Raw genomic sequence first — 23,786 nt, forward strand, 5'->3', positions numbered from 1 at the left:
ATTTATGCAAGCTTAGTTTTATTTGGAGTTCGTAGCCGTGACCGACTATCTCGACCGACAGACAAAGATCGCCGCCACTGCCCTTGCGGGGGTCTGGTTCAGCACATTGGCCCTGTGTCTTGCACTGCTCTTTGCCGCCTATTTCATTTTCCTGTCGATCAGCGATCCTCAGCATCTGGGACGGGAAATGGCGGAGCAGCTGGAACTGGAGATCGGCAGCCTGCCGCTGACCACCGCCAGCGCCCTGCTTGCCTCGCTGATCTGGCTGACCACAGATTTCATGGCCGCAGCGATGATGCTGCTGATCCGCCAGCTCTTTGCCGGTATTCGCGACGGATCAGGCATCTTCACGGAGCGCACGGCCCTTCGGCTGCGCCGCGTCGGGTGGGTGCTGGTTCTGATTGCGCCGGTGAGCATGATCGTTGATGGCATCGCGGGGGCCACCCTGCGCTACTGGGCGGATCCGACGGGCATCACCTTTAGGCTTGGCGCTGAGGAAGGCGACATCTATGCCATCATTCTGGGGCTCATGCTGGTGGCTCTGGGCCATATCATGGGTGACGCTGCGCATCTGGCGGAGGAAAACAAGGCTTTTGTCTGAGACAGATCAAGACGCAGGGCGGCGCATCATCGTGACGCTGGACGTGATGCTTGCGCGCCGAAAGATGCGATCGAAAGAGCTGGCCGAGCGGGTGGGCATCACCGAGCAGAACGTCTCGCTACTGAAGTCCGGCAAGGTGAAAGGCGTGCGCTTTGAAACGCTGGCCCGGATCTGCGATGCGCTCGACTGCCAGCCTGGAGATATTCTGACCTATGAGGTCGGCGAAGACTGACGCAGGTCCGCCATGCCCGTTTCGGTCACGATGAAATCAAGCCTCTGATCCGTGGGCTCCAGCGGCAGGGCATGGGCCTCCTGCCCCGCATAGGCAAAACCCACCGCCAGCGTCGGGCGTTTGGCCCGCAACAGCTCCAATGTCCGGTCATAAAAGCCGCCGCCATAGCCCAGGCGCCCACCGCGCAAATCAAAGGCCACCAGCGGGACAATCACGATCTCTGGCTCAAAGAACTCCGGTGTTTCGGGAATGCGCGCGCCAAAGGCGCCCTCGACCAGCGGCATCTCTGGCTCCCAACGGGCGAATTTCAGGGGCTGCCCAGCGCCCAGGATCACAGGAATACCCACGGGCCCATAAGCGGCTGCCTCGGCCATGGCAGGCAGCGGGTCAATCTCCGTCCGGATGGGCATATAGCCTGAGAGCGGCACACCACGATGCCCCGCCAGAAAGCTGGAGAGCACCGCGGCGCCCGTACCGGGATCCGCTGCATGTGCCGCTTTGCGGCGCGCAAACCCCTCGGCGCGTGCCGTTGCCTTTTCAGCTGCCAGATCGCTCATAGCAGCACCACGACGGCCAGCCCGAGGAAGGCAAAAAAGCCCACCACATCCGTGACCGTAGTCACAAAGGCCCCGGAGGCCAGCGCCGGGTCAACGCCGACGCGGTCTAGGATCACCGGGATCACTGTGCCTGCAAGCCCGGCCACTACCAGGTTGATCACCATTGCCGCGGCGATGACATAGCCCAAGGCGGGCGAGCCGAACCACAGCAGGCCCACGATGCCCATCACCACCGCAAAGATCACGCCATTGATCAGCCCCACCAGCACCTCACGCCGGATCACCCGCCAGACGTTGGCGCCGGTCAGGTCCTTAGTGGCAATCGCCCGCACGGCCACAGTCAGGGACTGTGTGCCCGCGTTCCCCCCCATCGAGGCCACAATGGGCATGAGCACTGCCAGCGCCACGATCTGCGCAATCGCGACCTCGAACTGGGCGATCACAAGGCTGGCCGCAATGGCTGTCACAAGGTTCACCGCCAGCCAGGGCAGGCGCTGCTTGGTGGTCTCCACCACCCGGTCCGAGAGCGAGCCTTCCCCCACACCGGCGAGGCGCAGGATATCTTCCTCATGTTCCTCATCGAGCACCACCATCGCATCATCAATGGTGATCACCCCAATCAGCCGCTCCTCGTCATCCACCACGGGCGCGGAAATCAAGTGATACTGGTTGAAGGCATAGGCCACGTCGGATTCGTCCTGCTGGACGGGGATGACCTGAAAGGTCTCTTCCTTGATGTCGATCAGCCGCGTCTCGCGCTTGGAGCGCATAAGCTTACCCAAAGTGACATTCCCGATCGGGTGCAGGCGCGGGTCGACCAACACGATGTGATAAAACTGCGCAGGCAGCTCGTCCTCGGGCGTGGCGCGCAAATGGTCGATGGCCTGCCCCACCGTCCAATGCTCAGGCGCCATGACCAGCTCGCGCTGCATCAGACGGCCTGCGGAATATTCCGGATAGCTCAGCGCCTGCTGCACCGCCACGCGGTCTGCATCGGGCAGCGCATCCAGGATCGCCTCCTGCTGGTGATCCTCCAGATCCTCCACCAGATCGACGACATCGTCGCTATCCATGTCGCGCACGGCCTGGCTAAGCACCTGCGGGGTCAGAACGCCGATGACCTCTTCGCGGATCGACTCGTCCAGTTCCGACAGGATCTCGCCGTCAAACTCGCGCCCGTAAAGCCGCACCAGCCGCGAGCGATCAAAGGCGTTGATCTGTTCCAGAAGGTCGGCGATGTCCGCTGGGTGCAGCGGCTCCATCAGCTCCGTCAGCTTGGCGCTGTCGTCGATGTCCACCGCATAGAGGATCGCCGCAACCGCCTTCGGACCCAGCACATAGGCGTCGTCTTCACGCTCCGGCTCCAGCTCGGCGGACTGATCTGACATGCGCGTCTCCCCTGGTTTGCGCGGACCATAAGGGGCCGATTTGCCGGACACAATGGCACCGCATTTCCACATTGTCGCCGCCCGGCGAAGTGCCTAGACAGAGGGCATGCGCACACAGACCCTCCTTCTTGGCCAGACCTTTGTTGCGGACGGTAACCCGTTTCTTGAACCCTGGCAGGAGGTGATCCACATCAACAGCGCAGGCGCCCTGCTGATCGAAGATGGGATGATCCGCGCCGTTGGCAACCGCAATGACCTGCTTTGCGATCACCCTCAGGCGCAGGTGCAAGACTACGGCACACATCTGATCTGCCCGGGGTTTGTGGACGCCCATGTGCACTACCCACAAACGGCCATCATCGCGAGCTGGGGCAAGCAGCTCATCGACTGGCTGAACAGCTACACCTTCCCCGAAGAGATGCGGCTGGCCAACCCCGACTATGCCCGCCAGATCGCCGCGCGCTACCTGGATCTCGCACTGGATCATGGCACGACAACCATGTGCTCCTACACAACCATTCACGCGCATAGCGTCGATGCGTTTTTTGACGCCGCCGCCACACGCGGCCTGCGCTCGGTGGCGGGCAAGACCTGCATGGACCGCAACGCGCCGGACGGCCTGCGAGATACGGCCCAGTCCGCCTATGATGACAGCAAGGCCCTGCTAACGCGGTGGCACGGACAAGGCCGCGCGACCTACGCCATCACTCCGCGTTTCTCGCCCACCTCAACACCAGACCAACTCAGCGCCCTGGGCGCACTCTGGGCCGAACACCCCGACTGCCCGATGCAAACGCACCTCAGCGAGCAACCCGATGAAATCGCCTGGGTCCGTGACCTCTTCTCAAACGCCCGCGATTACCTCGACACATATGAGATGCACGGGCTACTGGGGCCCCGCGCAATCCTCGGTCACGCGATCCACCTTGAGCCGCGCGAAATCGATCGCATCACCGAAAGCGGCGCGGCCCTGATCCACTGCCCCACCTCGAACACCTTCATCGGCTCCGGCCTGATGGATGTCGCAGGCCTCGCCGCGCGCCAAATCCCGCTTGGGCTGGCCACCGACACCGGCGGCGGCTCCTCCTTTTCCATGCTCCGCACCATGGCCGCGGCCTATGAAATCGCGCAACTGCGCGGCACAGCCCTGCACCCGGCACAGCTGATCTGGCTCGCCACCGCAGGCTCAGCCCGCAGCCTGCACTTGCATGAGAAAATCGGCAGGCTGGCACCAGGTTACGAGGCCGACCTCACCATCCTGGATCTGGCCTCCACCCCGGCCATCGCACAACGCGCCGGCCAGGCCCGGAGTGTTTGGGAAGTACTCTTCCCCACCCTCATGATGGGCGATGACCGCGCCATCGCTGATGTCTGGATTGCCGGACACCGACACGCCGCTTCTTCTGGCTAAAAATATCCCCCCCGGAGGGCCTGCCTGCCAAACGCGCCGCCGGCTCAACACCCAGGGGCTGCCAGCACCATGACCCAGATGCGTCCCGGCGCCTCAACCAGTGCAAATTCCCGCGCTTGGCGTGACAACATGTTCCGCCGGTGGCCACGCGAGCCCGCCCAGGCCTGCATGACCGCGTCGAGACTGCCCTGCCCCTTTGCGATATTCTCAGCCACAAAGCACCAGCCGTAGCCCTGTCGGGCGACGCGCTCTCCCACGCCTGACCCATCACTGCCCCGATGGTCAAAGAAACCCACCCGCGCCATGTCCCGCGCATGCGCCAGAGCGGCGGCCTCAAGCGCTGCCGAATAGGTCAGCGACGCGCGCCCAGCAGCCGCGCGATAGTCATTCAAGACGTCGGTGGCGCGCGGGTCCGCCGCTGCCGCCGCGCCAAGCAACACAGAGAACAGCAGCACACACCAGCGCATCAAAGCCGGTCCATCAACTGATGCGCAAGCCGGGTCTGCCGCGCAATCAGCCCCGGCATATCCAGTGTCACCACCTGCCCGTCGCGCACGACCTCGCGGCCTTCCACAATCAGATCATGCACGACCGTCGGTCCAGCCAACAACAGCGCCGCGGGGTCCCAACTGCCCGCAGTCTCAATGCCCGACGCATCCCAGACCGCAATATCCGCCCGCGCACCCACCGCAATACGCCCACACTCAGGCCGCCCCAGCACATCAGCCCCACCCCGCGTGGCAATCTCCAGTGCGGCGCGGGCGCTCATGGCATCCGCGCCTTGCGCCACCCGCTGCAGCAACATCGCCTGTCGCGCCTCGGCCACCAGATTGCCAGCGTCATTGCTGGCTGAGCCATCGACGCCCAGCCCAACCGGCACCCCCGCCTCCCGCATCTGCCGCACCGGTGCGATCCCACTGCCCAGGCGGCAGTTTGAGCAGGGGCAATGCGCCACACCCGTCCCCGTCTGCGCAAAGAGCGCAATCTCCTCCGCATCGAGCTTGACGCAATGCGCGTGCCACACATCGGGCCCGACCCAGTCAAGCTCTTGCGCGTATTGCCCGGGCCTGCAGCCGAAGGTCTCCAGCGAATAGGCGATATCCTCATCGTTCTCAGCCAGATGCGTATGAAGCATTACGCCTTTGTCCCGCGCCAACAGCGCCGCCTCGCGCATCAGATCGCGGGTGACCGAGAAGGGCGAACAGGGCGCGACCCCCACCCGACACATCGACCCCGGTGCCGGATCATGGAAGGCGTCGATCACGCGGATGCAGTCTTCCAGTATATCCGCCTCCCGCTCCACCAGATCATCGGGGGGCAAACCGCCTTGCGAGCGGCCAATGCTCATCGCGCCGCGTGTGGGCTGGAACCGCAGGCCGACCTCTGCAGCCGCATGAATGGTATCCTCCAGTCGCGCGCCATTTGGATAGAGATAGAGGTGATCACTGCTCAGGCTACAGCCGGACAGCGCCAGCTCCGCCAGACCAACCTGTGCAGAGGTAAACATATGCTCCGGAGTAAAGCGCGCCCAGATCGGATAGAGCGTCTCAAGCCAGCCAAAGAGCAGGGCGTCCTGCGCTGCGGGCACGGCCCGTGTCAGGCTCTGATAAAGGTGATGGTGCGTGTTGGTCAAGCCGGGCGTGATCACACAGCCCCCGGCATCAATGACCGGCGCATCAGCCTGCAACCCGGCACCGATCTCGGCAATCACACCGTTTTCGATCAGAACATCCGCGCCGGTCAGTTCGCGGCGATCGTCATCCATCGTCAACAGATGATCGGCACCGCGCAGCAGAAGCCGACTCATGCCAGGCTGTCGCGCAAGACCGTCAGCGCCGCAGCATGGATATCCGGGTTTGCGGCCGCCAACGCCCGCCCACCCTCATGCGCCGGGGCGCCGTCCCAGTCTGTGACCACACCCCCAGCAGCCTGGATAAGCGCGATGGGGGCCTGAATGTCATAGGCCTGCAACCCCGCTTCAATCACCAGATCAACCTGCCCCGCCGCCAAAAGAGCGTAGCCATAGCAATCCATCCCGTAGCGGGTGAGCTTCACCTGCTGGGCCACGGCGTGAAAGGCCGCACCCTCTTCGGCGCTGCCCACTTCGGGAAAGGTGGTGAGCAGCGTCGCCTGATCAAGCCGCGTCGTCGGGCGGGTCGACAGCGCCCGCTGGCCAAGCGGCCCCTGCATCCAGGCCTGCGCGCCGTGGCCGACAAACCGCTCACCGATGTAGGGTTGATCGATCAGCCCGTAAAAAGGCCCGCTGTTGTCAGACACCGCAATCAGGACACCCCAGGTTGGCGTACCACTCACAAAGGCACGGGTGCCATCGATGGGGTCTAGCACCCAGGTCAGGCCCGAGGTGCCCTCTGCCCGGCCAAACTCTTCACCCAGAATCGCATCGTCGGGGCGGCTTTCTGCCAGAATAGCACGCATCGCTGTCTCGGCGGCGCGATCCGCCTCGGTGACCGGGTCGTAGCCACCTGCCAGCTTATTGTCGGTCAACAAATCCGGTTGGCGAAAAAACGGCAAGATGGCTTGCCGCGCCGCATCAGCCATCCGCTGCGCCGTGGCGTCAATTTCAGCACTCTCGTGTAGCAAACATTCGCGGGTCATCGCTCCTTGGTGCCAGCCGCACCCATCAGGCGCAAGACCCGCTCAGAGCCATTGCATGGATTTCATGCGCTTTGCGCTCAGGCGACGTCACTCAGGACACGCGCCAGTTCGAAAAGACGGCGGCGCTGATTTTCAGGGATCGCGTAGTAGGAGCGCACCAGATCCATGGCCTCCTTATCCCCCATCATATCCGTCGGGATCGATTGCTCTTCGACCGGGCCGTCCTGATCGGATTTCAGACCCTCAAAGAAAAATGCGACATCCACCTCAAGCGCATCTGCAATGTCCCAAAGCCGGGACGCGCTCACACGATTGGCACCGGTTTCGTATTTCTGAATCTGCTGGAACTTGATCCCGACGCATTCGGCAAGCTTTTGCTGAGTCATTCCGACCAGCCAGCGCCGTTGGCGAATACGCTTTCCAACATGAGCATCTACGACATGTACCATTTGCTTATCCCTTGCATTAACCTTGTAAAAAGGTGGTCTCTCGACCGGACTGCATCCTTGGCACAACCTAGCCGCGATCACCACAAACCATTCTGGGCCAGAACAATAAGGAAAATCGGCCTCTGATCAATGACAATCCCCGCCCCATAGCGTGAACCGAGCCCGCTCCAGATCAATCTAAGCGCGTCTTTCCCATAGAAATCAGCCCTTTTTGAGACCGAGAGGGCCGTCCCACTATTCGTCTAAAATTTTCGGGATATCCGTAACTTTCGCCGATTTTACTCAATCAAGAGTTGATTTTGACGGGTCTGATGCTGTTTTTTCCCCGCAAGCTAGAATTTCCGCCCATGACGCTGCAAGACCGTGCTGAGCCTCGGCCGCCAGCGCCAGAATTCGCCTATTTCCACCGAGATTGGCGAAATCCCGCCGGGCCAAGCGAAATATGCAAGGCGTGTCGGGGCAAATTACGCGCCAAATTCGCCCCGAATCTTGCAGATATCTCCGTCGGAGGTGGCTCAGACAATCTTCAACCGCGCGGCCTCGGGCTTTGCAAACGCGCGCCGCAGGAAATCCGCCAGCGTGCTGTGCATGACGTTTTTGACGGAGTGCGCGCCATAGAGATTGATCAACTGGTTGGGCAGTTCGGGCAACGCGCCCCCATGATCGACCCGTTCAAGATGCGGCGGCTCGGTCCCCTCGATCATCGTATGAATGGCAAGATCGGCGCTGACCGTCGCCTCGATCGTCCGGTCACTTTCGGTCTCCACCATGATCTCCCAGGGAATGCCGGCCAGATCCAGCGCCTCAACCACATGAGGGCGAAAGGTGCACTGGCGCCCGAAGGCCAGCCGCAGGGGCGTCTGCCGCCAGGCGGTGCCCCCCGGTGCGCCGATCCAGCGCAGCGGCTTGTCGCCCAAAATCTCGCCTTTCGGGTCCAGCGCACGTTCGGTCGTCAGGATCAGATCGCAGTCGCCTTTCTCATGCATCTCCTTCAGCGCGCGCGTGTAGGAGGAGATCAGCCTCACACGCACCCTCGGAAAGGCCACATGGAACTGTTTAAGCACCTGCGGAATCACCGGGTAGACGATGTCATGCGGCACACCGAGCACGATCTCGCCTTCATAAGCCTGATCGGTCAGCCGCTCGACCACCTCATCGTTCAGCGCAACAATCCGACGCGCGTAGATCAAAAGCTGCTCTCCAGACGCCGTAAGCGCGATGGTCCGGCCGGACCGGTCCAGCAGTTCGACGTCCAAAAGCTCCTCCAGCCGTTTCAGCTGCATCGACACCGCTGACTGGGTCAGATGCAGAAATCCGGCCGCCCGCGTGACCCCTCCTGCATCTGCGACCGCAACAAATGAGCGCAAGGTGGTCACATCCAGATTTCTCATATCAACACCTCTGATGAAAGAGTTCACAAACATTCGTTTTCAAAATGAACCACAGTTGGTCATATACATCAAGCAGCTTGATGACATGACAACGACACATCACGAAAGGAACTGAATCATGGCTTTGATTGATATGATTTCATCGCGCGCCGCAGCGCCCCTTCGCCGCAGCGCATTCAGCCTGACAGATTATCTGGCGCTCCGGCGCTCGCGCCGCGCGCTGGCGCGACTGGACGCCCGCGGCCTGCAAGACATCGGCATCGACAGCCAAGCCGCTGAAATCGAAGCGCGCCGCAGCTTTTGGGATGTTCCGGACACCTGGAAAGACCAGTGATGGGCCCCTGCGGGATCTGCGCCCTGCATGACAATTATGGATTTGGTATCTAATTCTTACCAAACCGGCACAATCCCGACCGAAAAGCCTTGAAATACAGGCAACCGCCACCGATATTTGGCGCAGAGCGCGCGGAAGGTCTGCGCGCGGACTAGTTTCAAGTGGAGGTCTTAATGGCTGACGTGAATACAATCCGGCAGGCAGCCGGATCCCGCGCCGCCCAGATTGATGAGGGGCTGCGCGCCCATATGAATAGGGTCTACGGCACGATGTCCGTGGGCATGCTGATCACATTTGCCGCTGCCTGGGCCATTTCCGGCCTCGCGGTGACCAGCGATCCGGCACAAGGCGTCGCGCAAATTGGAGCGGATCAGTATCTCACCAGCTTGGGCGCGGCGCTGTACACCTCGCCTCTGAAGTGGGTGGTGATGTTTGCACCGCTGATCTTCGTCTTTGGTTTCAGCGCTGGCATCAACCGCATGTCGGCGGCAACAGCTCAGACTGTATTTTATGTCTTTGCGGCCGTCATGGGTCTGTCGATCAGTTCGATCTTCCTGGTCTTCACCGGGTTCTCGATTGCGCAGATCTTCCTGGTGACCTCCATCGCCTTCGCGAGCCTGTCGCTCTGGGGCTATACGACCAAGAAGGATATCTCCGGCTGGGGTAGCTTCCTGATCATGGGTCTGATCGGGATTATCGTGGCCTCGATCGTGAACTTCTTCATCGGCTCGCCCGCGATCATGTTCGCCGTCTCCGCGATCGGTGTGCTGATCTTCGCAGGCCTCACCGCCTATGACACGCAGAACATCAAGAACACTTATCTGGCGCACGCGCATCACGGCGACCAGGAGTGGTTGCAGAAGTCCGGTATCATGGGCGCGCTGAGCCTGTATCTGAACTTCATCAACATGTTCATGATGCTGCTGCAACTGTTCGGCAATCGCGAATAATCGGATCATAGCCGTTACCGGGGCCGGTTCTGAAAAGAACCGGCCCTTTTTATTGTCGTAGCGGGTGGCCCTGAGCAGCCCCCCGGTTCATAGCACTGTAAGCTCAATTGGGGGAGCTTGACGCTCCATGCGCTTCCAGGTCTTGCATGAAAATCGCCACTTGCGACCGTGAGGTCAGGTGATGACAGTCGAGATGCGGATGCCGCGCCATAAGCCCCTGCAACCGCGCAGGATTGCTGCGCCGGGTCCGCCAGATGTAGTGGTAGAACTCAAACGTCTCGCCGTGCAGCTTTTCAACGCAGCCCGCAGCCATATCAGGCCGGGTCTGACCATAGTAGCGGTACATGCGTGCCGTGACCCGCCACAAGCGCAGAAAAACCGGCAGGTCCAACCAGATGAGCGTGTCGGCACATGCCGCTCTGTGATCATAGGTCGCCGACAGGCCGCCTTCGAAGATCCAGGCATCCGAGCACTCGATGGCCTGCGCCATGGCCAGTTTTTCGGCACGCGGCCGTTCCGCCCAACCGGGCATCCAATGCAGGTGATCCATATGGTGCACCGGCAGACCGGTCCTCTCTCCCATAAAGCGGGCCAGCGTGCTCTTGCCCGAGCCCGGGCCGCCCACGATCATCACGCGTTTCATACTGCCTCCAAAACGAAAAAGGCCGCGCATGGGCGCAGCCTCGAAGCCTTGGTAAGGAAAGGGCGATCTTACTTGATCTTGCCTTCTTTATACTCGACGTGCTTGCGCGCAACCGGGTCGTATTTGCGCACAACCATCTTCTCGGTCATGGTGCGTGCGTTCTTTTTGGTCACGTAGAAATGGCCTGTCCCCGCCGAGGAGTTCAGACGAATCTTGATCGTGGTTGGCTTGGCCATGGTGTGTCTCCTGCTGCGGCCCTTCGCGCGGGACGGGCTGCTGAAAATCCTGAAGCCCGGCTTTTACCCGGATGTGGCCGCGAGTCAACCGCAAAAGCCTCGATTTTCCACTCCGCCAGCGCTCGGGCCTTTGTGTCTGTCAAAGTTCAATGCGCACGTCATGCATCCACAGCTTTGGCGGCCGTGGCAGCATGAAAACCACCACGTCTGCCAGGTCTTGCGGTTCGGTGAAGATGTGGTTCGGCACCTCTTCCCCTGCTTTTGCAAACATCTCGGTATTGGTGCCCGACTGGTATAGACCCGCCACCCGCACGCCGGTCTCCGCCTCATCGGCCTTCAGCACCTCGGTGAAGCCGCGCATGCCGTATTTACTCGCCGTGTAGACCGACTGCCCGGCCTGAGCGACCACGCCGGATTTGGAGATCACGTTCAGGATTGCTGCGTCATCCCGCGCCCGCAAAGCGGGCAGAAGCGCACGGGTCAGCTGGATCGTACCAGTGAGGTTCGTCTGCAAGGTCGCTGCCACCATCTCCTCCGAGATCGCATCCAGCAGGCCTGGCCCTGAGCCGGACGCCTGCGTTGTTGATGAAGACATCGACCGCGTCGAAGGTCACGCGGCTCTGCTGCGCAGTCTCTGTGAACTCGCCGCTTTGCTGCGGATCGCAGCTGCAGGCCAGCGCTTCAGGCTGCACCGCGTCACGGACCGCGCTCAGACGGTCGGGACTGCGCCCGAGGATGGCAAGCCTGCAGAGCGCCTGCCCCAGTTTGAGGCAGATGTGCCGCCTGATGCCATCGCTGCCCCGGTCACGACCACCACTTTGCCTTTGAGGTCCATCTCTCACCTTTTCGAAAAGATATGCGCGGAAGGCCTGTAAGCCGGATTCTGTTCCCCAGGGCGCAAACCCCGGTTCGATGACCATTCCTCTTGCCCCTGCGTTACCGCAAGGGCTCTAGCTGCCAACCCGGATCTGCTGGGGCAAAAGCGGCCCCGTCTTGCGACGCGCGATCCCTATTTGGCATTGCTCCCGGTGGGGCTTGCCGTGCCGCCCCTGTTGCCAGCGGCGCGGTGGGCTCTTACCCCACCGTTTCACCCTTGCCGCAGTGCTGCGGCGGTCTGTTTTCTGTGGCGCTGTCCGTCAGGTTGCCCTGCCCGGGCGTTACCCGGCACCGTTGCTTTTGGGAGTCCGGACTTTCCTCGACCCCGGTTGCCCGGCGCCGCGGCCATCCGGCCTTCCGCGCGAAGGCGGTGATGCGTGTTATTTCGCCGGGCGTCAATGGGGTGAGAGCTTGGGAAGCCTCCGGCGGGCATATTTGACGAACAATGAAATCAGCCGGTGTCAGGCAAGACAGCCAGATCCTCCTGGCTGAGAGGGCCGCGCGAATGTGGGCGGAACCGCAGGCGGACAGCCGCGAGCAGCGTGGCATCGTCGACGTTGGCGGTGAACCCGGCAGCTTGCGCTAGCGTCCGGAACCGCTGGGCGCTGACGTCCGCCAGGGGGCGGCTGGGCGCGCCTGGCGCGGCAAGGCCTTGCCGCGCCAGGCGCGCCCAGCCGAAGCGCGGCCCCGGGTCGCTTTTGCGGCCCGGGGCCATGTCTGAGTGGCCAATGATGTTCTCCGGCGAAATCGGCCAGCGCGCGCAGATATCCCGCAAGAGCGCGTCCAGCGCCGCCATTTGCGGCTCTGGGAATGGGTGGTCTCCGGCGTTGTCGAGTTCAATGCCAATGGAACGGGAATTGATGTCCGTCCATCCGCGCCATTCTCCGGTCCCTGCGTGCCACGCGCGCTGGTCTTCGGGGACCAACCGGGTCACAGCACCCGTCCGGCAGATGACATAATGTGCGGACACCTCAGCCTTGGGGTCGCACAGCCGCTGGATCGCAGCTTCAGCCGATGCCATGGCTGTGTAGTGCAGCACAATGATAGACGGTGTCAGCCCGTCGCGGCGTGGCCCGAAGTTCGGCGAGGGCCGCTCGATCACGTTCAGCCTTCGGAGGCCGTGCGGAAGGGGGCCGGATCCCAGTCGCAGGCATATCCATCGCCATCGGGGTCAAGGCCTCTGCGATCCCGCGTGGGGCCTCCGCGGGCGAGAAAATCGATCTGTGCCAGATCGGGCGAAGCATAATCGGCACAGTTGCGCGCCGCGCGCCCCTCGCCGCCAAATCCGGCCCGGGCATAGACGCTTTGCCCCTTGGGATGGCTGGTGGCGAGCGCAAAGGCCACGATATTGGGTTGCTCGCCGCCTTGGCGGGTCGGCAACGCTTCAGGCTGCACCACCTCATATTGCGCGCGGTTGCGCTCGATCCGGGCGGCGTCACTTTCGATGGTTTGACGTTCGGCCACCGCGTCAAAATCGTTTTCGTCCGAGATCCCAGGGTTGTTGATCGTCGCAGGCGCTGGGTTGGACGGGCTTGCCTGCACCGGAGCCACGCCTGAGTTGAGTTCAGCACTGTCCGGCGCGCCGGGGCGGGTCTCAGCCAGAATGCGGGTTGTGGCAGCTGCTGTGTCCTCGGGCGAGCCGGGAAGGGGCGCGTCTGTGGCCCCGGGCACGCCCACCTCACCTCCGGCAAGCGCTGCGTCACGCTGGCGCTGCGCTTCAAAAGAATTGTCGAACCCCACACCCTGCCCGCTGTCTGGCACCTGCGGGGCGCAGGCGCTCAAGGCGGCAAGGGTGAGGGCTGCAAAAACGACCCGTGCTGTCATGAAATCTCTGCCTGTTCTGCTCATCTGGCAGCGGAGATTACCACCATTTCGCAGGCTTGGCCACAAAGCCCGCCGCCTGCTCAAGAACATGTGCAACGCAGAGCAGATCTGCCTCCGCCCAAGGTTGACCGATGAGTTGCAAGCCCAGGGGCAAGCCTTGCTTGTCGAGCCCTGCAGGCACCGCAATTCCAGGCAAACCGGCCAGATTGACCGTCACAGTGAAGACGTCGTTGAGATACATCGCCACCGGGTCGGCATCTGTCATTTCCCCCAGGCCAAAAGCCGCCGAGGGGGTTGCCGGGGTCAGGATCGCGTCGATGCCTTGGGCAAAAACCTGCTCGAAGTCGCGTTTGATCAGCGTGCGAACTCGGCGCGCCCGGTTGTAGTAGGCGTCGTAGAACCCCGCCGACAGCACATAGGTGCCGATCATGACCCGGCGTTTGACCTCATCCCCGAAGCCTTCCGCGCGGGTTTTCTCGTACATCTCGGTGATGCCGTCACCCTGGTCCAGTTTGGCGCGGTGGCCGTAGCGCACGCCATCATAACGCGCGAGGTTGGACGACGCCTCGGCAGGTGCAATCACGTAATAGGCGGGCAACGCGTATTTCGTATGCGGCAGCGAGATATCCACGATCTCGGCGCCTGCATCTTTCATCATTGCAATGCCGTCCTGCCAGAGTGTCTCGATCTCCTCCGGCATGCCGTCCATCCGGTATTCCTTGGGGATGCCGATTTTCTTGCCCTTGATGTCACCGTTCAGCGCTGCCTCGAAGTTTGGAACGGGCAGGTCGGCAGAGGTGCTGTCTTTCGGGTCGTGGCCGCACATGGCCTCCAGCATGATCGCGGCATCGCGCACCGATTTGGTCATCGGACCCGCCTGATCGAGCGAAGAGGCAAAGGCCACGATGCCCCAGCGCGAGCAGCGCCCATAGGTGGGCTTGATGCCCACGGTCCCGGTGAAGGCTGCAGGCTGGCGGATGGAGCCGCCGGTGTCGGTGCCGGTGGCCGCGAGGCAGAGGTCCGCCGCGACGGCAGAGGCTGATCCGCCAGACGAGCCGCCCGGGGTCAGCTGCGCGTCGTCATTGCCGCGCCGCCAGGGGTTCACAGCGTTGCCGTAGGTTGAGGTCTCATTTGAGGACCCCATGGCGAATTCGTCCATGTTGAGCTTACCCAACATGACCGCGCCTGCGTCCGCGAGGTTTTGGCTCACCGTGGATTCATATTCCGGCAGAAAACCTTCGAGGATGCGCGAGCCTGCCTGGGAGGCGACGCCTTTGGTGCAGAAGAGGTCCTTGATCCCGATGGGCAGCCCGCACATAGCGGGCGCGTCGCCGTTGGCGAGCCGCGCGTCAGCGGCCGCAGCACGCTCCAAGGCGATCTCAGGCGTGTGGTGCACAAAGGCGTTGAGCGCCCCCGCCCCTTCAATGGCGCCAAGGCAGGCTTCGGTCAGTTCTTTCGAGGTGGTCTCGCCTGCGCGTAGGGCGTCGCGAGCGGCACTCAGGGTCAGTTCGTTCAGCTTGCTCATCACTCAACCACCTTCGGCACGGCAAAGAAGCCTTCGCGCGCATCAGGCGCGTTCGACAGTACTTTGGCTTGCTGGTCGCCATCGGTCACGACATCGGCCCGGCGCTTGAGCACTTGCGGGGTGACGGAGGTCATGGGCTCCACGCCGTCGATATCCACTTCGTTGAGCTGCTCGATGAAGCCCAGGATGGTGTTGAACTCCCCCGCCAGCGCGGGCAGCGCCTCAGGTTCCACCTTGATCCGGGCGAGTTTGGCCACGCGGGCGGCTGTGCTCTCGTCAATGGACATCGCAATTCCTCGTCTGCTTTGGGCAGGCGTTTATCCGCCCGCGCGCGCCTTGCCAAGAGCGGCGCGCAGGTAAACCTCTATCATCCAGCCCAGCATCAGCGCGTTGAGCAGATGCCACATGAAATGGGTGCCCAGCGGGATCTGGCCGCAAAGCGGCAAATCGAGCGAGCGGAAGGTGATGGAGGCGATGAGAACACCCGCGCCAATGGCCAGCCCCCGCGCGAGGTCCGGCGCACGGTGGCGCAGCAGCGCAGCGTAGATCAAGATGAGCAGCGCGACCGGCGCGTAGCCTGCAGAAGAGCCGATCCCCGGCACCCTCTGGAACAGTGGCACCGTGAGCCAGGCGTAAGGGAAGAAGAGCGCGGTGAGCCCCAGCGCAGGCCAAAGGCTGAGCCCCCAGCCCACCCGGTTCATCGCGTATATATAAATGAGGATGTAAAGCAGGATCGGCGTGACATCCGCGATCGCCGCCCAGGTTTGTGCGTGCGTGTGAAAGAGATAGCTACCTACCCCGATGGCGAAGAGCACGATGCAGAGCAGCTGCGCCAGCCGGTCGCCATCTGATCGCCGCCACATGATCAGCGCAGCGACAATAAAGGCGAGGTTGGTGACCGCATTCACCGGCTCGGCCCAATAAGAGGCGTCGAGCCTTTCGCAGTAGCTGTCGATCTGTCGCGTCCAGTCCATATTGTCTCTCCCGCGTTGCGCCCAGCCAAGGGCGGCCTGAAAGCCCGCCCTACCTGCGGGCGGTGAAGAAGGCGCGCAGGTAAGCCTCGGATTCAGCGGCGGCGATGCCGTCGAAGATCTCGGGCACGTGGTGGCATTGCGGGTGCGAAAAGACCCGTGCGCCCTGCGCGACCCCGCCTGACTTGGGATCGCTTGCGCCATAGTACAAGCGCGCCACCCGCGCCGCCGCGATGGCTGCGGCGCACATCGCGCAGGGTTCCAGCGTCACGTAAAGCGCGTGGTCCACCAGCCGCTCCGAGCCCGCTGCGGCACAGGCCGCGCGGAGGGCCAGCATCTCGGCATGCGCCGTAGGGTCATTCAGCTCGCGCGTGCGGTTGCCCGCTGCAGCCACCACCACGCCGGAGGGGTCCACCACCACGGCACCGACCGGCACCTCGCCGCGCTTGGCTGCCGCGCGCGCCTCGCTGAGAGCCTGCTGCATGTGGGTGTTGAATTCCATAGGTCCAGTTGCCCGCAAAGCGCCCCCTTTCGCAAGCCCCGCAAAGCGGCTAAGGCACGTCCATGTCCAAGCCAGAGCCACCCAAAGGCGACCGCATCGCCAAGATCCTCAGCCGCGCCGGTGTCGCCAGCCGCCGCGAAGCGGAACGTATGATCGCGGCAGGCCGCGTCACCGTCAATGGCAAGATGATCGACAGCCCCGCGCTGAACGTGACGGGGGCTGACAAGATCACCGTCGATGGCGCGCCTGTGACCGAACCCGAGCCGCCGCGCCTCTGGCTCTTTCACAAGCCCACGGGGCTGGTGAGCACGGACAGTGATGAAAAAGGGCGCGAGACGATCTATTCCGCCCTGCCGGAGGATATGCCACGGGTGATGAGCGTGGGCCGGCTTGATCTGAATTCCGAAGGGCTGCTTCTGCTCACCAATGACGGCGGCGTCAAACGCAAGCTGGAGCTGCCCTCGACCGGCTGGCTGCGCCGCTACCGCGTGCGGGTGAACGGGCGACCCACCGATGACATGTTGGCGCCGCTGCGCAAGGGCTTGATCGTTGAAGGCGAGCAGTTCCAACCCATGACCGTGACGCTGGACCGGCAGCAGGGTGCCAACGCCTGGCTGACCATCGGGCTGCGCGAAGGCAAGAACCGCGAGATCAGACGCGCCTTGGGGGACATTGGCCTCACTGTGAACCGGCTGATCCGCATCAGCTATGGGCCCTTCCAGCTGGGCGATCTGAAACTGGGCGCGGTCGAAGAGGTGCGCCGCCGCATCTTGCGCGACCAGCTGGGTCTCGAACAGGAGCAACCGAGCAAGACACCCGAGCGCGCCACCCGGCAGCGGCGCAGCCGCCCGCGCCCCTCGAAACCGGCCAAACCCCGGCGTTCTGAGACCTGAAGGGGAAAATTCCCCCTGCCGCCCTGCGCACTCTGCCCCCAGTTTGGAACCGAGACGCGCCAAAACCGGCGGGAAGCGCAACCCACGGCAGAGCGGGGTAGCATGCTGACGCGCATGGGCATATATTCAAGGCACCGTCAGTCCGGGGAGACAACATGACGCCGAATACGATGCAGAAATTTGCCTTTGTGGCGCTGCTTGTCCTGATGACGGGTGTCGCCGCAGGCCTGCTGGGTGGTCTCTGACGGTATGGCCAAACGGTTCGGCGGAAAATACAGCCCTCAGGGTGCCCCGACAGAGGGTGCCGCGCCACGAAAAGGTGGCTTTTCGGGCGCCAAGGTCGACCCTGTGGGCGCACGTGCGAACCTGATGTTTCTGCCCGCTGTGGTGCTGCTGTTCATGTCGCTCACGCAAGGCGCGCTGGGGTTGACGCTTGGTCTGGCGGGCACGGCGGCGCTGGCGCTTGGTGCATGGCTCTTGCGCGGCGGGCTGATGGCCGAAGCCGCCTGGCACGAGAGAAAAGTTGCCCGCCGCCCGGCCATGCCGCGCAAGATCGCAGCAGCAGGCATGGCAGGCCTCGGGACCGCACTGGCCGCGCTCAGCCATGATGGCAATCTCGTCGCAGCCGTGCTCTTCGGTGTCGCAGCCTCTGGCCTGCATGTGGCGGCGTTTGGCATTGATCCGCTGACCGACAAGGGCATGGAAGGCATCGACACGTTCCAGCAGGACCGTGTCGCACGCGTCGTCGACGAGGCGGAGGCGCATCTGTTGGCCATGATGGATGCCTTGAAGCGTGCGGGCGACCGCCGCGTCACTGCCCGGATGGAGCAGTTTCAGACCGTCGTGCGTGATCTGATCCGCACGGTTGAGGATGATCCGCGCGATCTGACGGCAGCGCGCAAATATCTGGGCGTCTACCTGCTCGGTGCCCGCGATGCCTCGGTGAAATTCGCCGACATCTACGCCCGAAATCAGGACGAGCAGGCCCGCGCGGACTACCTCGCGCTGCTCGACGATCTGGAACAGAACTTCACCAACCGCACCACCAAACTCATGCTGGACGACCACAGTGACCTCACGGTCGAAATCGAGGTCCTGCGGGACCGTCTGCAACGCGAAGGGGTGCGGCTCGACTGACGCCGCCCAACAACAGGGGACTATCCATGAGCGAAACCACACGTGAAAAGGCCGCCGAAGACCTCAAGATGGTCGAAGAGGTCACTGCCGTCATTCTGCCCGAGCCGGCGGATGCAAATGCCATCGTGCCCATGGCCGAAGCGGACGCGCCCGTGAGTGCCGAGATCACCAAACGCATGGCCGAGATCGACATGGGTGACACCAACTCCATCGTCGCCTTCGGCAGCCGCGCGCAGGTGGAGTTGCAGGAGATCAGCCAGGCGATGCTCGGCGGCGTGCGCAACAAGGATGTGGGCCCGGCAGGCGACAGTTTGCGCAACATCGTGACCACCATTCGCGGCTTTTCCATTGATGAGCTTGACGTCCGGCGCGAGCGCAGCTTCTGGGAAAAGCTGATGGGCAAAGCCGCGCCCTTCGCCAAGTTCACGGCAAAGTTCGAAGAGGTGCAGGACCAGATCGACCGTATCACCGATGAGCTTCTGCAGCACGAGCACACGCTGCTGAAAGACATCAAGTCGCTCGACATGCTCTATGAGAAGACGCTGCAATTCTATGATGAGCTGGCGCTTTACATAGCGGCGGGCGAGGAGAAGCTCGCTGAGCTGGACGAGAAAACCATCCCCGCCAAGGCCGCCGAAGTCGACGCCGCGGCCGAGGAGGATCAGGTCATGGTGGCCCAAGAGCTGCGCGACCTGCGCGCCGCGCGCGACGATCTGGAGCGCCGGGTGCATGACCTCAAGCTGACGCGGCAGGTGACCATGCAGTCCTTGCCTTCGATCCGCCTGGTGCAGGAAAACGACAAGTCGCTCGTCACCAAGATCAACTCCACGCTGGTGAACACCGTGCCCCTGTGGGAGACGCAACTGGCCCAGGCGGTGACCATCCAGCGCTCCTCCGAGGCGGCGCAGGCGGTGCGGCAGGCCAATGACCTGACCAATGAGCTGCTGACCGCCAACGCGAAAAACCTGCGCGAAAGCAACAAGGTCATCCGCGAGGAGATGGAGCGTGGCGTCTTCGACATCGAGGCCGTGAAACAGGCCAATGCGGACCTCATCGGCACCATCGAGGAGAGTTTGCAGATCGCGGATGAGGGCAAGGCCCGCCGCGCCGCAGCCGAGACGGAGCTGCAGCAGATGGAGAGCAAACTGCGCGACACGCTGGCCTCGGCCCGTGCGAAAGCCACTGGGCTGGGCGACACAGCCGTAACCTCGGTTCCGACCTGAGGGCGACATGGCACCGTGTGGCACACTCCTGCGCTGGGGCGCATTCGGGCTGGCCGGAGTGGCCCTGGCCGCCTGCGATCTTATGCAGGAGCCGCCATCGGTGAAGACACCCCGTGCGCGGCCCTCCGTTCGGGCCGAAACACAGCTGCGGCCGACATCCGAAGAGAGTGCCGCCCTGCGAAGCTACCTGGTGCAAGTGCAGGCTACACAGCTGAACCAGGGTCTGCTGCGCGAAGATGGCGGCGGCACGGACACGCCCTTCACCCCCTCGATGCTGGCGCGCAATTTCGAACGCATTGTGTTTTTCAACGAATACGAAAGCGCATTGCAGGGGCGCGGTGGTGAAAGCCCGCTGCGCCGGTGGTCTGCGCCGGTGCGGGTCGGCACGCTCTTTGGCAATGGTGTCCCGCCCTCGCAACGCAGCGCCGATGGCGCGGCCATTCGCGGCTATGCCAAACGACTGGGGCAGATCACCGGCCATCCGATCATGACGTTCGGCACACCCAATTTCATTGTAATTGTAGCCAGCGAAGACGACCGCGATGCCGCGCTGGATGCCGCCGCTGCGCGCGTGCCGGGCATCACCCGCGAAAGCCTGAATGCTCTGCGCAGTCTCTCGCGCGACACCTACTGCGCCGTGGCCGCCTATGCCGCAGGCTCGGATGCCAATACCTACACTGCCGCCGTGGCCGTGATCCGCGCGGAAAATCCCAGCCTTCTGCGGCTCAGCTGCATTCATGAAGAGATGGCACAGGCGCTTGGGCTGGCCAACGACAGCCGCACCGCGCGGCCCTCCATCTTTAATGATGACGATGAATTCGCACTGCTGACCAAACACGACGAATTGTTGCTCAAGATGCTCTATGACGACCGCCTGACACCCGGCATGACAGCGGCGGAGGCCGCGCCCATCGTCCGGACCATCGCCCGCGCGCTAAAAGGCACCGGCTCGAGCTGAGACCATGACCTAGAGGACCGACTGATATGGGTATTTTTGACTTTCTCTCCGGCGAATTCATCGACGTCATCCATTGGACGGACTCGACCCGCGACACGATGGTCTGGCGGTTCGAACGCGAAGGGCACGAGATCAAATACGGCGCCAAGCTGACCGTGCGCGAGGGCCAGGCGGCGGTCTTTGTGCATGAAGGCCAGCTTGCGGATGTGTTCACCCCCGGTCTCTACATGCTCGAGACCAACAACATGCCGATCATGACCACCCTGCAGCACTGGGATCATGGCTTTCGCAGCCCGTTCAAGTCCGAGATCTATTTCGTCAATACCACTCGCTTCAACGATCTGAAATGGGGCACGAAGAACCCGATCATCTGCCGCGACCCGGAGTTCGGCCCTGTGCGCCTGCGCGCCTTCGGGACCTATTCGATCAAGGTGTCCGATCCGGCGAAGTTCCTCGTGGAAATCGTCGGCACCGACGGCGAATTCACCATGGATGAGATCAGCTTCCAGATCCGCAACATCCTCGTGCAGGAGTTCTCGCGCACCCTTGCGCGCGCGGGCATTCCGGTGATGGACATGGCTGCGAACACGCGCGAGCTGGGCCAGCTGGTCGGCAAGGAAATCGCGGCGCAACTGGCCGAATACGGGCTCGCGATGCCGGAGCTCTACATCGAAAACATTTCTCTGCCCCCTGCTGTGGAAGAGGTGATGGACAAGCGCTCCTCCATGGGTGTGATTGGAAATCTCAATGAATACATGCAGTTCCAGGCGGCCGAGGCTCTGGGTCGCGAGGGGGCTGGCGCCGGAGCGATCCAGGCGGGTCTTGGCGCAGGGCTGGGGATGCAGATCGGCCACGCGGCGGCCCAGCAAGGTCCCTGGGGCGCGCGTACAGCCAGCCCTGCGGCAGTACCTCCACCCCCACCCGTCGAACATGTCTGGCACGTCGCCGAAAACGGTCAGACCAAGGGCCCTTACTCCAAGGCCGCGCTTGGCCGCATGGCCGCCGACGGCGCGCTCACCCGCCAGAGCCTGGTCTGGACGCCCGGTCAGGACGGCTGGATGCGCGCCGAAGACGTAGCTGAACTCGCCCAGCTCTTTACCGTGCTACCGCCCCCACCCCCGCCCCCGGCACCGTAAGATGCGGCAGGCGATCATCCCCGAGGCGCTGAAAGAGGCAGCGGCGGCGACCGGCTTCTCCCCCGTCATCCGCGCCGGGGACTTCCTCTTCCTGACCGGCGCCACCGGGGGCCGCGCCGATGGCACCATGCCCGAAAGCCCCGCCGAGCAGACCCGCATCGCTCTGGACAAAGCGCAAACCGCACTGGCCGCCGCAGGCGCGGATGAGACCAACGTGGTGGAGATGACCAGCTATCACGTTGATATTGCGACAACCTTCGCGCCGGTGCAGGCGACGCTGGAGGAGGTCTTCACCCCACCCCTGCCCGCCTGGACCGCCGTCGAGGTCGCTGGGCTGCGCCGCCCCGGCGCGCTGGTGGAGTTCCGCCTCGTCGCACACAGCCCGCAGGAGCGCCCCGCATGACCCGCCGCCGCGCCACGATCCTGCTGCACTGGCTGGTGCTCACCCTGCTGATCCTCGCGCTGGCCGCCGGGTTGGAGAGCGCCGCCCTCAATGCCGCCTTCGGCATCGTCGGGCTGGCGATGGTGGCCCTCGCGGTGATCTTTGGCCTGATGAACGGCCCCGGCCCCAAGCTTGAAGGCGCTTTGCGCACAGCACACCCGTGGCTCAGCCGCGGCATGTACGCGCTGCTCGGCTGGGCCTGCGTCGCAACACTAACCGTCGCCGTCGGCACCGCGCTCCCCGGCCCCAGCCCCCGCGATGTGCTGGTCACGCTCTTTGCCGCCTCCGCGCTGCACGCGATCTTCCACCTCTGGCGCCACACGGCGCTCGGCGATGGCGCCCTGCGCCGCATCACACCCTCCGCCCTTCACGGTATGTTATGAGACCAGACGCCCAGCCCCCCCTGGCCGAACACCACTTCCCCTGCGACGCCTGCGGCGGCGACATGCGCTTCGCCCCCGCCGGGCGGCAACTGGTCTGTGATCACTGCGGCAACACCGAAAGCCTCGACGCCGGCCCCTGGGGGCAAACCGAGATCAAGGAGCTTGATCTGGAGGCCGCGCTGAACCAGGCGCTGCCCGCGATGGAGATGGAGGAGACGCGCGTCTCCAAATGCCCCAACTGCGCGGCGGAGGTCGAATTCGACCCGAATGTGCACGCCACCGAATGCCCCTTCTGCGCCACGCCCGTGGTCACCGACACCGGCACCCACCGCCACATCAAGCCGCGCGGCGTACTGCCCTTCGCCTTTGACGAGGCCACCGCGCGCGAGGCGATGACCGACTGGCTCGGCGGCCTCTGGTTTGCGCCGAACGGGCTGCAGGAGTATGCGCGCAAGGGGCGCCGGATGCAGGGCATCTATGTGCCCTACTGGACCTTCGACGCCGATACGGAGAGCCTGTATCGGGGGGAACGCGGCACGGTCTATTACGAGACCCACACGGTGATGCGCGACGGCAAGCGCCAGCAGATCCGGGTACCCAAGATCCGCTGGCGCGGGGTCCGGGGCCGCGTCGCGCGGTTTTTCGACGATGTGCTTGTGCTGGCCTCGACCTCGCTGCCCAAACGCTTCACCGGCGCGCTGGAGCCCTGGGATCTGGGCGACATGCAGCCCTATGCGCCCGAATATCTCGCCGGGTTTCGGGCCGAGGGCTATGCGGTGGCGCTCAAGGACGGCTTTGTCGAGGCGCGCCAGCGCATGGACCAGATCATCGCCCGCGACATCCGGTTCGATATAGGCGGCGACCGGCAACGCATCCACCAGGTCGAGACCGAGCTGCGCGATGTGACCTTCAAGCACGTGCTGCTGCCGGTCTGGCTCGCCGCGTATAAGTACCGCGGCGAGACTTACCGCTTCGTCGTGAACGGCCGCACCGGCAAGGTGCAGGGCGAGCGACCCTGGTCCGCCGTCAAGATCGCCATCGCCGTGATCCTCGGCGGGATCGTGGCAGCTGCCGTCGGCTATGTCGCCGCCATCAGTCAGTAAGGGGT

At 63.4% G+C, this 23,786-nt stretch carries 28 protein-coding genes, 1 other RNA gene and 1 pseudogene; 13 read left to right on the top strand and 17 right to left on the bottom strand.

Annotated features, from left to right (window positions below; translation table 11 throughout):
* Positions 1–22: 22 nt before the first annotated feature.
* Positions 23–601, top strand: coding sequence for a DUF2975 domain-containing protein (locus So717_RS01190; RefSeq protein ID WP_159974386.1), 579 nt, complete (start codon positions 23–25; stop codon positions 599–601).
* Entirely contained in the window at positions 594–833 is a 240-nt protein-coding gene (locus So717_RS01195; protein WP_438810627.1) for a helix-turn-helix domain-containing protein, read from the top strand. The genes So717_RS01190 and So717_RS01195 overlap by 8 nt, the downstream gene beginning before the upstream one ends.
* Here the strand turns inward: So717_RS01195 and So717_RS01200 are convergent.
* Both So717_RS01200 and mgtE read right to left on the bottom strand, forming a co-directional pair.
* Positions 812–1,390, bottom strand: coding sequence for a 5-formyltetrahydrofolate cyclo-ligase (locus So717_RS01200; RefSeq protein ID WP_159974387.1), 579 nt, complete (start codon positions 1,388–1,390; stop codon positions 812–814). The two genes, So717_RS01195 and So717_RS01200, sit on opposite strands and share 22 nt — an antisense overlap.
* Positions 1,387–2,778, bottom strand: coding sequence for a magnesium transporter (gene mgtE / locus So717_RS01205; protein ID WP_159974388.1), 1,392 nt, complete (start codon positions 2,776–2,778; stop codon positions 1,387–1,389). Before mgtE ends, So717_RS01200 begins: the two co-directional genes overlap by 4 nt.
* 106 nt (positions 2,779–2,884) lie before the next feature.
* On the opposite strand from mgtE, the gene guaD reads away from it, so the two are divergent.
* Complete coding sequence (gene guaD, locus So717_RS01210; protein ID WP_159974389.1) at positions 2,885–4,189, top strand: guanine deaminase; 1,305 nt, start codon at positions 2,885–2,887, stop codon at positions 4,187–4,189.
* A gap of 44 nt (positions 4,190–4,233) precedes the next feature.
* Here guaD and So717_RS01215 read toward each other — a convergent pair whose 3' ends face one another.
* From So717_RS01215 to So717_RS01235, 5 genes are all read right to left on the bottom strand, one after another.
* On the bottom strand, positions 4,234–4,656 hold the full coding sequence (locus tag So717_RS01215) for a CAP domain-containing protein (protein ID WP_159974390.1): 423 nt from the start codon (positions 4,654–4,656) through the stop codon (positions 4,234–4,236).
* On the bottom strand, positions 4,656–5,996 hold the full coding sequence (locus So717_RS01220) for an 8-oxoguanine deaminase (protein WP_159974391.1): 1,341 nt from the start codon (positions 5,994–5,996) through the stop codon (positions 4,656–4,658). Before So717_RS01220 ends, So717_RS01215 begins: the two co-directional genes overlap by 1 nt.
* Positions 5,993–6,805, bottom strand: a complete 813-nt coding sequence (hisN, locus tag So717_RS01225) for a histidinol-phosphatase (RefSeq protein ID WP_159974392.1) — start codon at positions 6,803–6,805, stop codon at positions 5,993–5,995. The genes So717_RS01220 and hisN overlap by 4 nt, the downstream gene beginning before the upstream one ends.
* 77 nt (positions 6,806–6,882) lie before the next feature.
* The gene (locus So717_RS01230) at positions 6,883–7,254 is read right to left on the bottom strand and encodes a helix-turn-helix domain-containing protein (RefSeq protein WP_159974393.1); all 372 of its coding nucleotides are present in this window, start codon (positions 7,252–7,254) and stop codon (positions 6,883–6,885) included.
* Between the two features lie 515 nt (positions 7,255–7,769).
* Complete coding sequence (locus So717_RS01235; RefSeq protein ID WP_159974394.1) at positions 7,770–8,645, bottom strand: LysR family transcriptional regulator; 876 nt, start codon at positions 8,643–8,645, stop codon at positions 7,770–7,772.
* A 118-nt stretch (positions 8,646–8,763) separates the two neighbouring features.
* Here So717_RS01235 and So717_RS01240 point away from each other — a divergent pair, with 118 nt between their 5' ends.
* Both So717_RS01240 and So717_RS01245 read left to right on the top strand, forming a co-directional pair.
* The gene (locus So717_RS01240; protein WP_238840589.1) at positions 8,764–8,979 is read left to right on the top strand and encodes a YjiS-like domain-containing protein; all 216 of its coding nucleotides are present in this window, start codon (positions 8,764–8,766) and stop codon (positions 8,977–8,979) included.
* A 173-nt stretch (positions 8,980–9,152) separates the two neighbouring features.
* Positions 9,153–9,929 (top strand): Bax inhibitor-1/YccA family protein, encoded by a 777-nt coding sequence (locus So717_RS01245; protein ID WP_159974395.1) that lies wholly within the window; start codon positions 9,153–9,155, stop codon positions 9,927–9,929.
* A 103-nt stretch (positions 9,930–10,032) separates the two neighbouring features.
* Here So717_RS01245 and So717_RS01250 read toward each other — a convergent pair whose 3' ends face one another.
* The 10 genes and pseudogenes from So717_RS01250 to So717_RS01295 all read right to left on the bottom strand — a co-directional run bounded on the left by So717_RS01250 (position 10,033) and on the right by So717_RS01295 (position 16,506).
* Entirely contained in the window at positions 10,033–10,572 is a 540-nt protein-coding gene (locus So717_RS01250) for a P-loop NTPase family protein (RefSeq protein WP_159974396.1), read from the bottom strand.
* A gap of 68 nt (positions 10,573–10,640) precedes the next feature.
* The gene (rpmG, locus tag So717_RS01255; protein WP_011454349.1) at positions 10,641–10,808 is read right to left on the bottom strand and encodes a 50S ribosomal protein L33; all 168 of its coding nucleotides are present in this window, start codon (positions 10,806–10,808) and stop codon (positions 10,641–10,643) included.
* A gap of 139 nt (positions 10,809–10,947) precedes the next feature.
* Positions 10,948–11,643 (bottom strand): annotated as a pseudogene (locus So717_RS01260) (SDR family oxidoreductase).
* Positions 11,644–11,664: 21 nt separating this feature from the next.
* An RNA gene (rnpB, locus tag So717_RS01265) (RNase P RNA component class A) lies at positions 11,665–12,045 on the bottom strand.
* A gap of 90 nt (positions 12,046–12,135) precedes the next feature.
* On the bottom strand, positions 12,136–12,786 hold the full coding sequence (locus tag So717_RS01270) for an N-acetylmuramoyl-L-alanine amidase (RefSeq protein ID WP_159974397.1): 651 nt from the start codon (positions 12,784–12,786) through the stop codon (positions 12,136–12,138).
* A 2-nt stretch (positions 12,787–12,788) separates the two neighbouring features.
* On the bottom strand, positions 12,789–13,532 hold the full coding sequence (locus tag So717_RS01275; RefSeq protein WP_238840591.1) for a hypothetical protein: 744 nt from the start codon (positions 13,530–13,532) through the stop codon (positions 12,789–12,791).
* 13 nt (positions 13,533–13,545) lie between these two features.
* Positions 13,546–15,033, bottom strand: coding sequence for an Asp-tRNA(Asn)/Glu-tRNA(Gln) amidotransferase subunit GatA (gene gatA / locus So717_RS01280; RefSeq protein ID WP_159974398.1), 1,488 nt, complete (start codon positions 15,031–15,033; stop codon positions 13,546–13,548).
* A complete protein-coding gene (gatC, locus tag So717_RS01285; RefSeq protein ID WP_159974399.1) occupies positions 15,033–15,320 on the bottom strand; it encodes an Asp-tRNA(Asn)/Glu-tRNA(Gln) amidotransferase subunit GatC in 288 nt (95 codons plus the stop codon). The genes gatA and gatC overlap by 1 nt, the downstream gene beginning before the upstream one ends.
* A 30-nt stretch (positions 15,321–15,350) precedes the next feature.
* Entirely contained in the window at positions 15,351–16,007 is a 657-nt protein-coding gene (locus So717_RS01290; protein ID WP_159974400.1) for a ceramidase domain-containing protein, read from the bottom strand.
* Positions 16,008–16,056: 49 nt separating this feature from the next.
* Positions 16,057–16,506: a nucleoside deaminase gene (locus tag So717_RS01295; RefSeq protein WP_159974401.1), complete on the bottom strand. Its 450-nt coding sequence runs from the start codon at positions 16,504–16,506 to the stop codon at positions 16,057–16,059.
* Positions 16,507–16,568: 62 nt separating this feature from the next.
* Between So717_RS01295 and So717_RS01300 the strand changes: the two genes are divergently transcribed.
* The 8 genes from So717_RS01300 to So717_RS01335 all read left to right on the top strand — a co-directional run bounded on the left by So717_RS01300 (position 16,569) and on the right by So717_RS01335 (position 23,781).
* On the top strand, positions 16,569–17,399 hold the full coding sequence (locus So717_RS01300) for a pseudouridine synthase (RefSeq protein WP_159974402.1): 831 nt from the start codon (positions 16,569–16,571) through the stop codon (positions 17,397–17,399).
* A gap of 249 nt (positions 17,400–17,648) precedes the next feature.
* A complete protein-coding gene (locus So717_RS01305) occupies positions 17,649–18,536 on the top strand; it encodes a 5-bromo-4-chloroindolyl phosphate hydrolysis family protein (protein ID WP_159974403.1) in 888 nt (295 codons plus the stop codon).
* A 26-nt stretch (positions 18,537–18,562) separates the two neighbouring features.
* Positions 18,563–19,759, top strand: coding sequence for a toxic anion resistance protein (locus So717_RS01310; protein WP_159974404.1), 1,197 nt, complete (start codon positions 18,563–18,565; stop codon positions 19,757–19,759).
* 7 nt (positions 19,760–19,766) lie between these two features.
* Positions 19,767–20,717 carry a DUF2927 domain-containing protein gene (locus tag So717_RS01315; protein ID WP_159974405.1) on the top strand — a complete coding sequence of 317 codons (951 nt, stop codon included), beginning with the start codon at positions 19,767–19,769 and terminating at the stop codon, positions 20,715–20,717.
* A gap of 26 nt (positions 20,718–20,743) precedes the next feature.
* On the top strand, positions 20,744–21,853 hold the full coding sequence (locus tag So717_RS01320; RefSeq protein ID WP_159974406.1) for an SPFH domain-containing protein: 1,110 nt from the start codon (positions 20,744–20,746) through the stop codon (positions 21,851–21,853).
* Position 21,854: 1 nt separating this feature from the next.
* A complete protein-coding gene (locus tag So717_RS01325) occupies positions 21,855–22,256 on the top strand; it encodes a Rid family hydrolase (RefSeq protein ID WP_159974407.1) in 402 nt (133 codons plus the stop codon).
* Positions 22,253–22,678, top strand: a complete 426-nt coding sequence (locus So717_RS01330) for a hypothetical protein (protein ID WP_159974408.1) — start codon at positions 22,253–22,255, stop codon at positions 22,676–22,678. Before So717_RS01325 ends, So717_RS01330 begins: the two co-directional genes overlap by 4 nt.
* Positions 22,675–23,781: a TFIIB-type zinc ribbon-containing protein gene (locus tag So717_RS01335; protein WP_159974409.1), complete on the top strand. Its 1,107-nt coding sequence runs from the start codon at positions 22,675–22,677 to the stop codon at positions 23,779–23,781. The genes So717_RS01330 and So717_RS01335 overlap by 4 nt, the downstream gene beginning before the upstream one ends.
* Positions 23,782–23,786: the final 5 nt, after the last annotated feature.

Source organism: Roseobacter cerasinus, from assembly GCF_009811755.1.
Lineage (GTDB): Bacteria > Pseudomonadota > Alphaproteobacteria > Rhodobacterales > Rhodobacteraceae > Roseobacter > Roseobacter cerasinus.

Coding starts and splice junctions, on each gene's coding strand:
- So717_RS01200 (WP_159974387.1), bottom strand. CDS start 1,390: ATGAGCGATCTGGCAGCTGAAAAGGCAACGGCACGCGCCGAGGGGTTT.
- mgtE (WP_159974388.1), bottom strand. CDS start 2,778: ATGTCAGATCAGTCCGCCGAGCTGGAGCCGGAGCGTGAAGACGACGCC.
- guaD (WP_159974389.1), top strand. CDS start 2,885: ATGCGCACACAGACCCTCCTTCTTGGCCAGACCTTTGTTGCGGACGGT.
- So717_RS01215 (WP_159974390.1), bottom strand. CDS start 4,656: ATGCGCTGGTGTGTGCTGCTGTTCTCTGTGTTGCTTGGCGCGGCGGCA.
- So717_RS01220 (WP_159974391.1), bottom strand. CDS start 5,996: ATGAGTCGGCTTCTGCTGCGCGGTGCCGATCATCTGTTGACGATGGAT.
- hisN (WP_159974392.1), bottom strand. CDS start 6,805: ATGACCCGCGAATGTTTGCTACACGAGAGTGCTGAAATTGACGCCACG.
- So717_RS01230 (WP_159974393.1), bottom strand. CDS start 7,254: ATGGTACATGTCGTAGATGCTCATGTTGGAAAGCGTATTCGCCAACGG.
- So717_RS01235 (WP_159974394.1), bottom strand. CDS start 8,645: ATGAGAAATCTGGATGTGACCACCTTGCGCTCATTTGTTGCGGTCGCA.
- So717_RS01240 (WP_238840589.1), top strand. CDS start 8,764: ATGGCTTTGATTGATATGATTTCATCGCGCGCCGCAGCGCCCCTTCGC.
- So717_RS01245 (WP_159974395.1), top strand. CDS start 9,153: ATGGCTGACGTGAATACAATCCGGCAGGCAGCCGGATCCCGCGCCGCC.
- So717_RS01250 (WP_159974396.1), bottom strand. CDS start 10,572: ATGAAACGCGTGATGATCGTGGGCGGCCCGGGCTCGGGCAAGAGCACG.
- rpmG (WP_011454349.1), bottom strand. CDS start 10,808: ATGGCCAAGCCAACCACGATCAAGATTCGTCTGAACTCCTCGGCGGGG.
- So717_RS01275 (WP_238840591.1), bottom strand. CDS start 13,532: ATGAGCAGAACAGGCAGAGATTTCATGACAGCACGGGTCGTTTTTGCA.
- gatA (WP_159974398.1), bottom strand. CDS start 15,033: ATGAGCAAGCTGAACGAACTGACCCTGAGTGCCGCTCGCGACGCCCTA.
- gatC (WP_159974399.1), bottom strand. CDS start 15,320: ATGTCCATTGACGAGAGCACAGCCGCCCGCGTGGCCAAACTCGCCCGG.
- So717_RS01290 (WP_159974400.1), bottom strand. CDS start 16,007: ATGGACTGGACGCGACAGATCGACAGCTACTGCGAAAGGCTCGACGCC.
- So717_RS01295 (WP_159974401.1), bottom strand. CDS start 16,506: ATGGAATTCAACACCCACATGCAGCAGGCTCTCAGCGAGGCGCGCGCG.
- So717_RS01300 (WP_159974402.1), top strand. CDS start 16,569: ATGTCCAAGCCAGAGCCACCCAAAGGCGACCGCATCGCCAAGATCCTC.
- So717_RS01305 (WP_159974403.1), top strand. CDS start 17,649: ATGGCCAAACGGTTCGGCGGAAAATACAGCCCTCAGGGTGCCCCGACA.
- So717_RS01310 (WP_159974404.1), top strand. CDS start 18,563: ATGAGCGAAACCACACGTGAAAAGGCCGCCGAAGACCTCAAGATGGTC.
- So717_RS01315 (WP_159974405.1), top strand. CDS start 19,767: ATGGCACCGTGTGGCACACTCCTGCGCTGGGGCGCATTCGGGCTGGCC.
- So717_RS01320 (WP_159974406.1), top strand. CDS start 20,744: ATGGGTATTTTTGACTTTCTCTCCGGCGAATTCATCGACGTCATCCAT.
- So717_RS01325 (WP_159974407.1), top strand. CDS start 21,855: ATGCGGCAGGCGATCATCCCCGAGGCGCTGAAAGAGGCAGCGGCGGCG.
- So717_RS01330 (WP_159974408.1), top strand. CDS start 22,253: ATGACCCGCCGCCGCGCCACGATCCTGCTGCACTGGCTGGTGCTCACC.
- So717_RS01335 (WP_159974409.1), top strand. CDS start 22,675: ATGAGACCAGACGCCCAGCCCCCCCTGGCCGAACACCACTTCCCCTGC.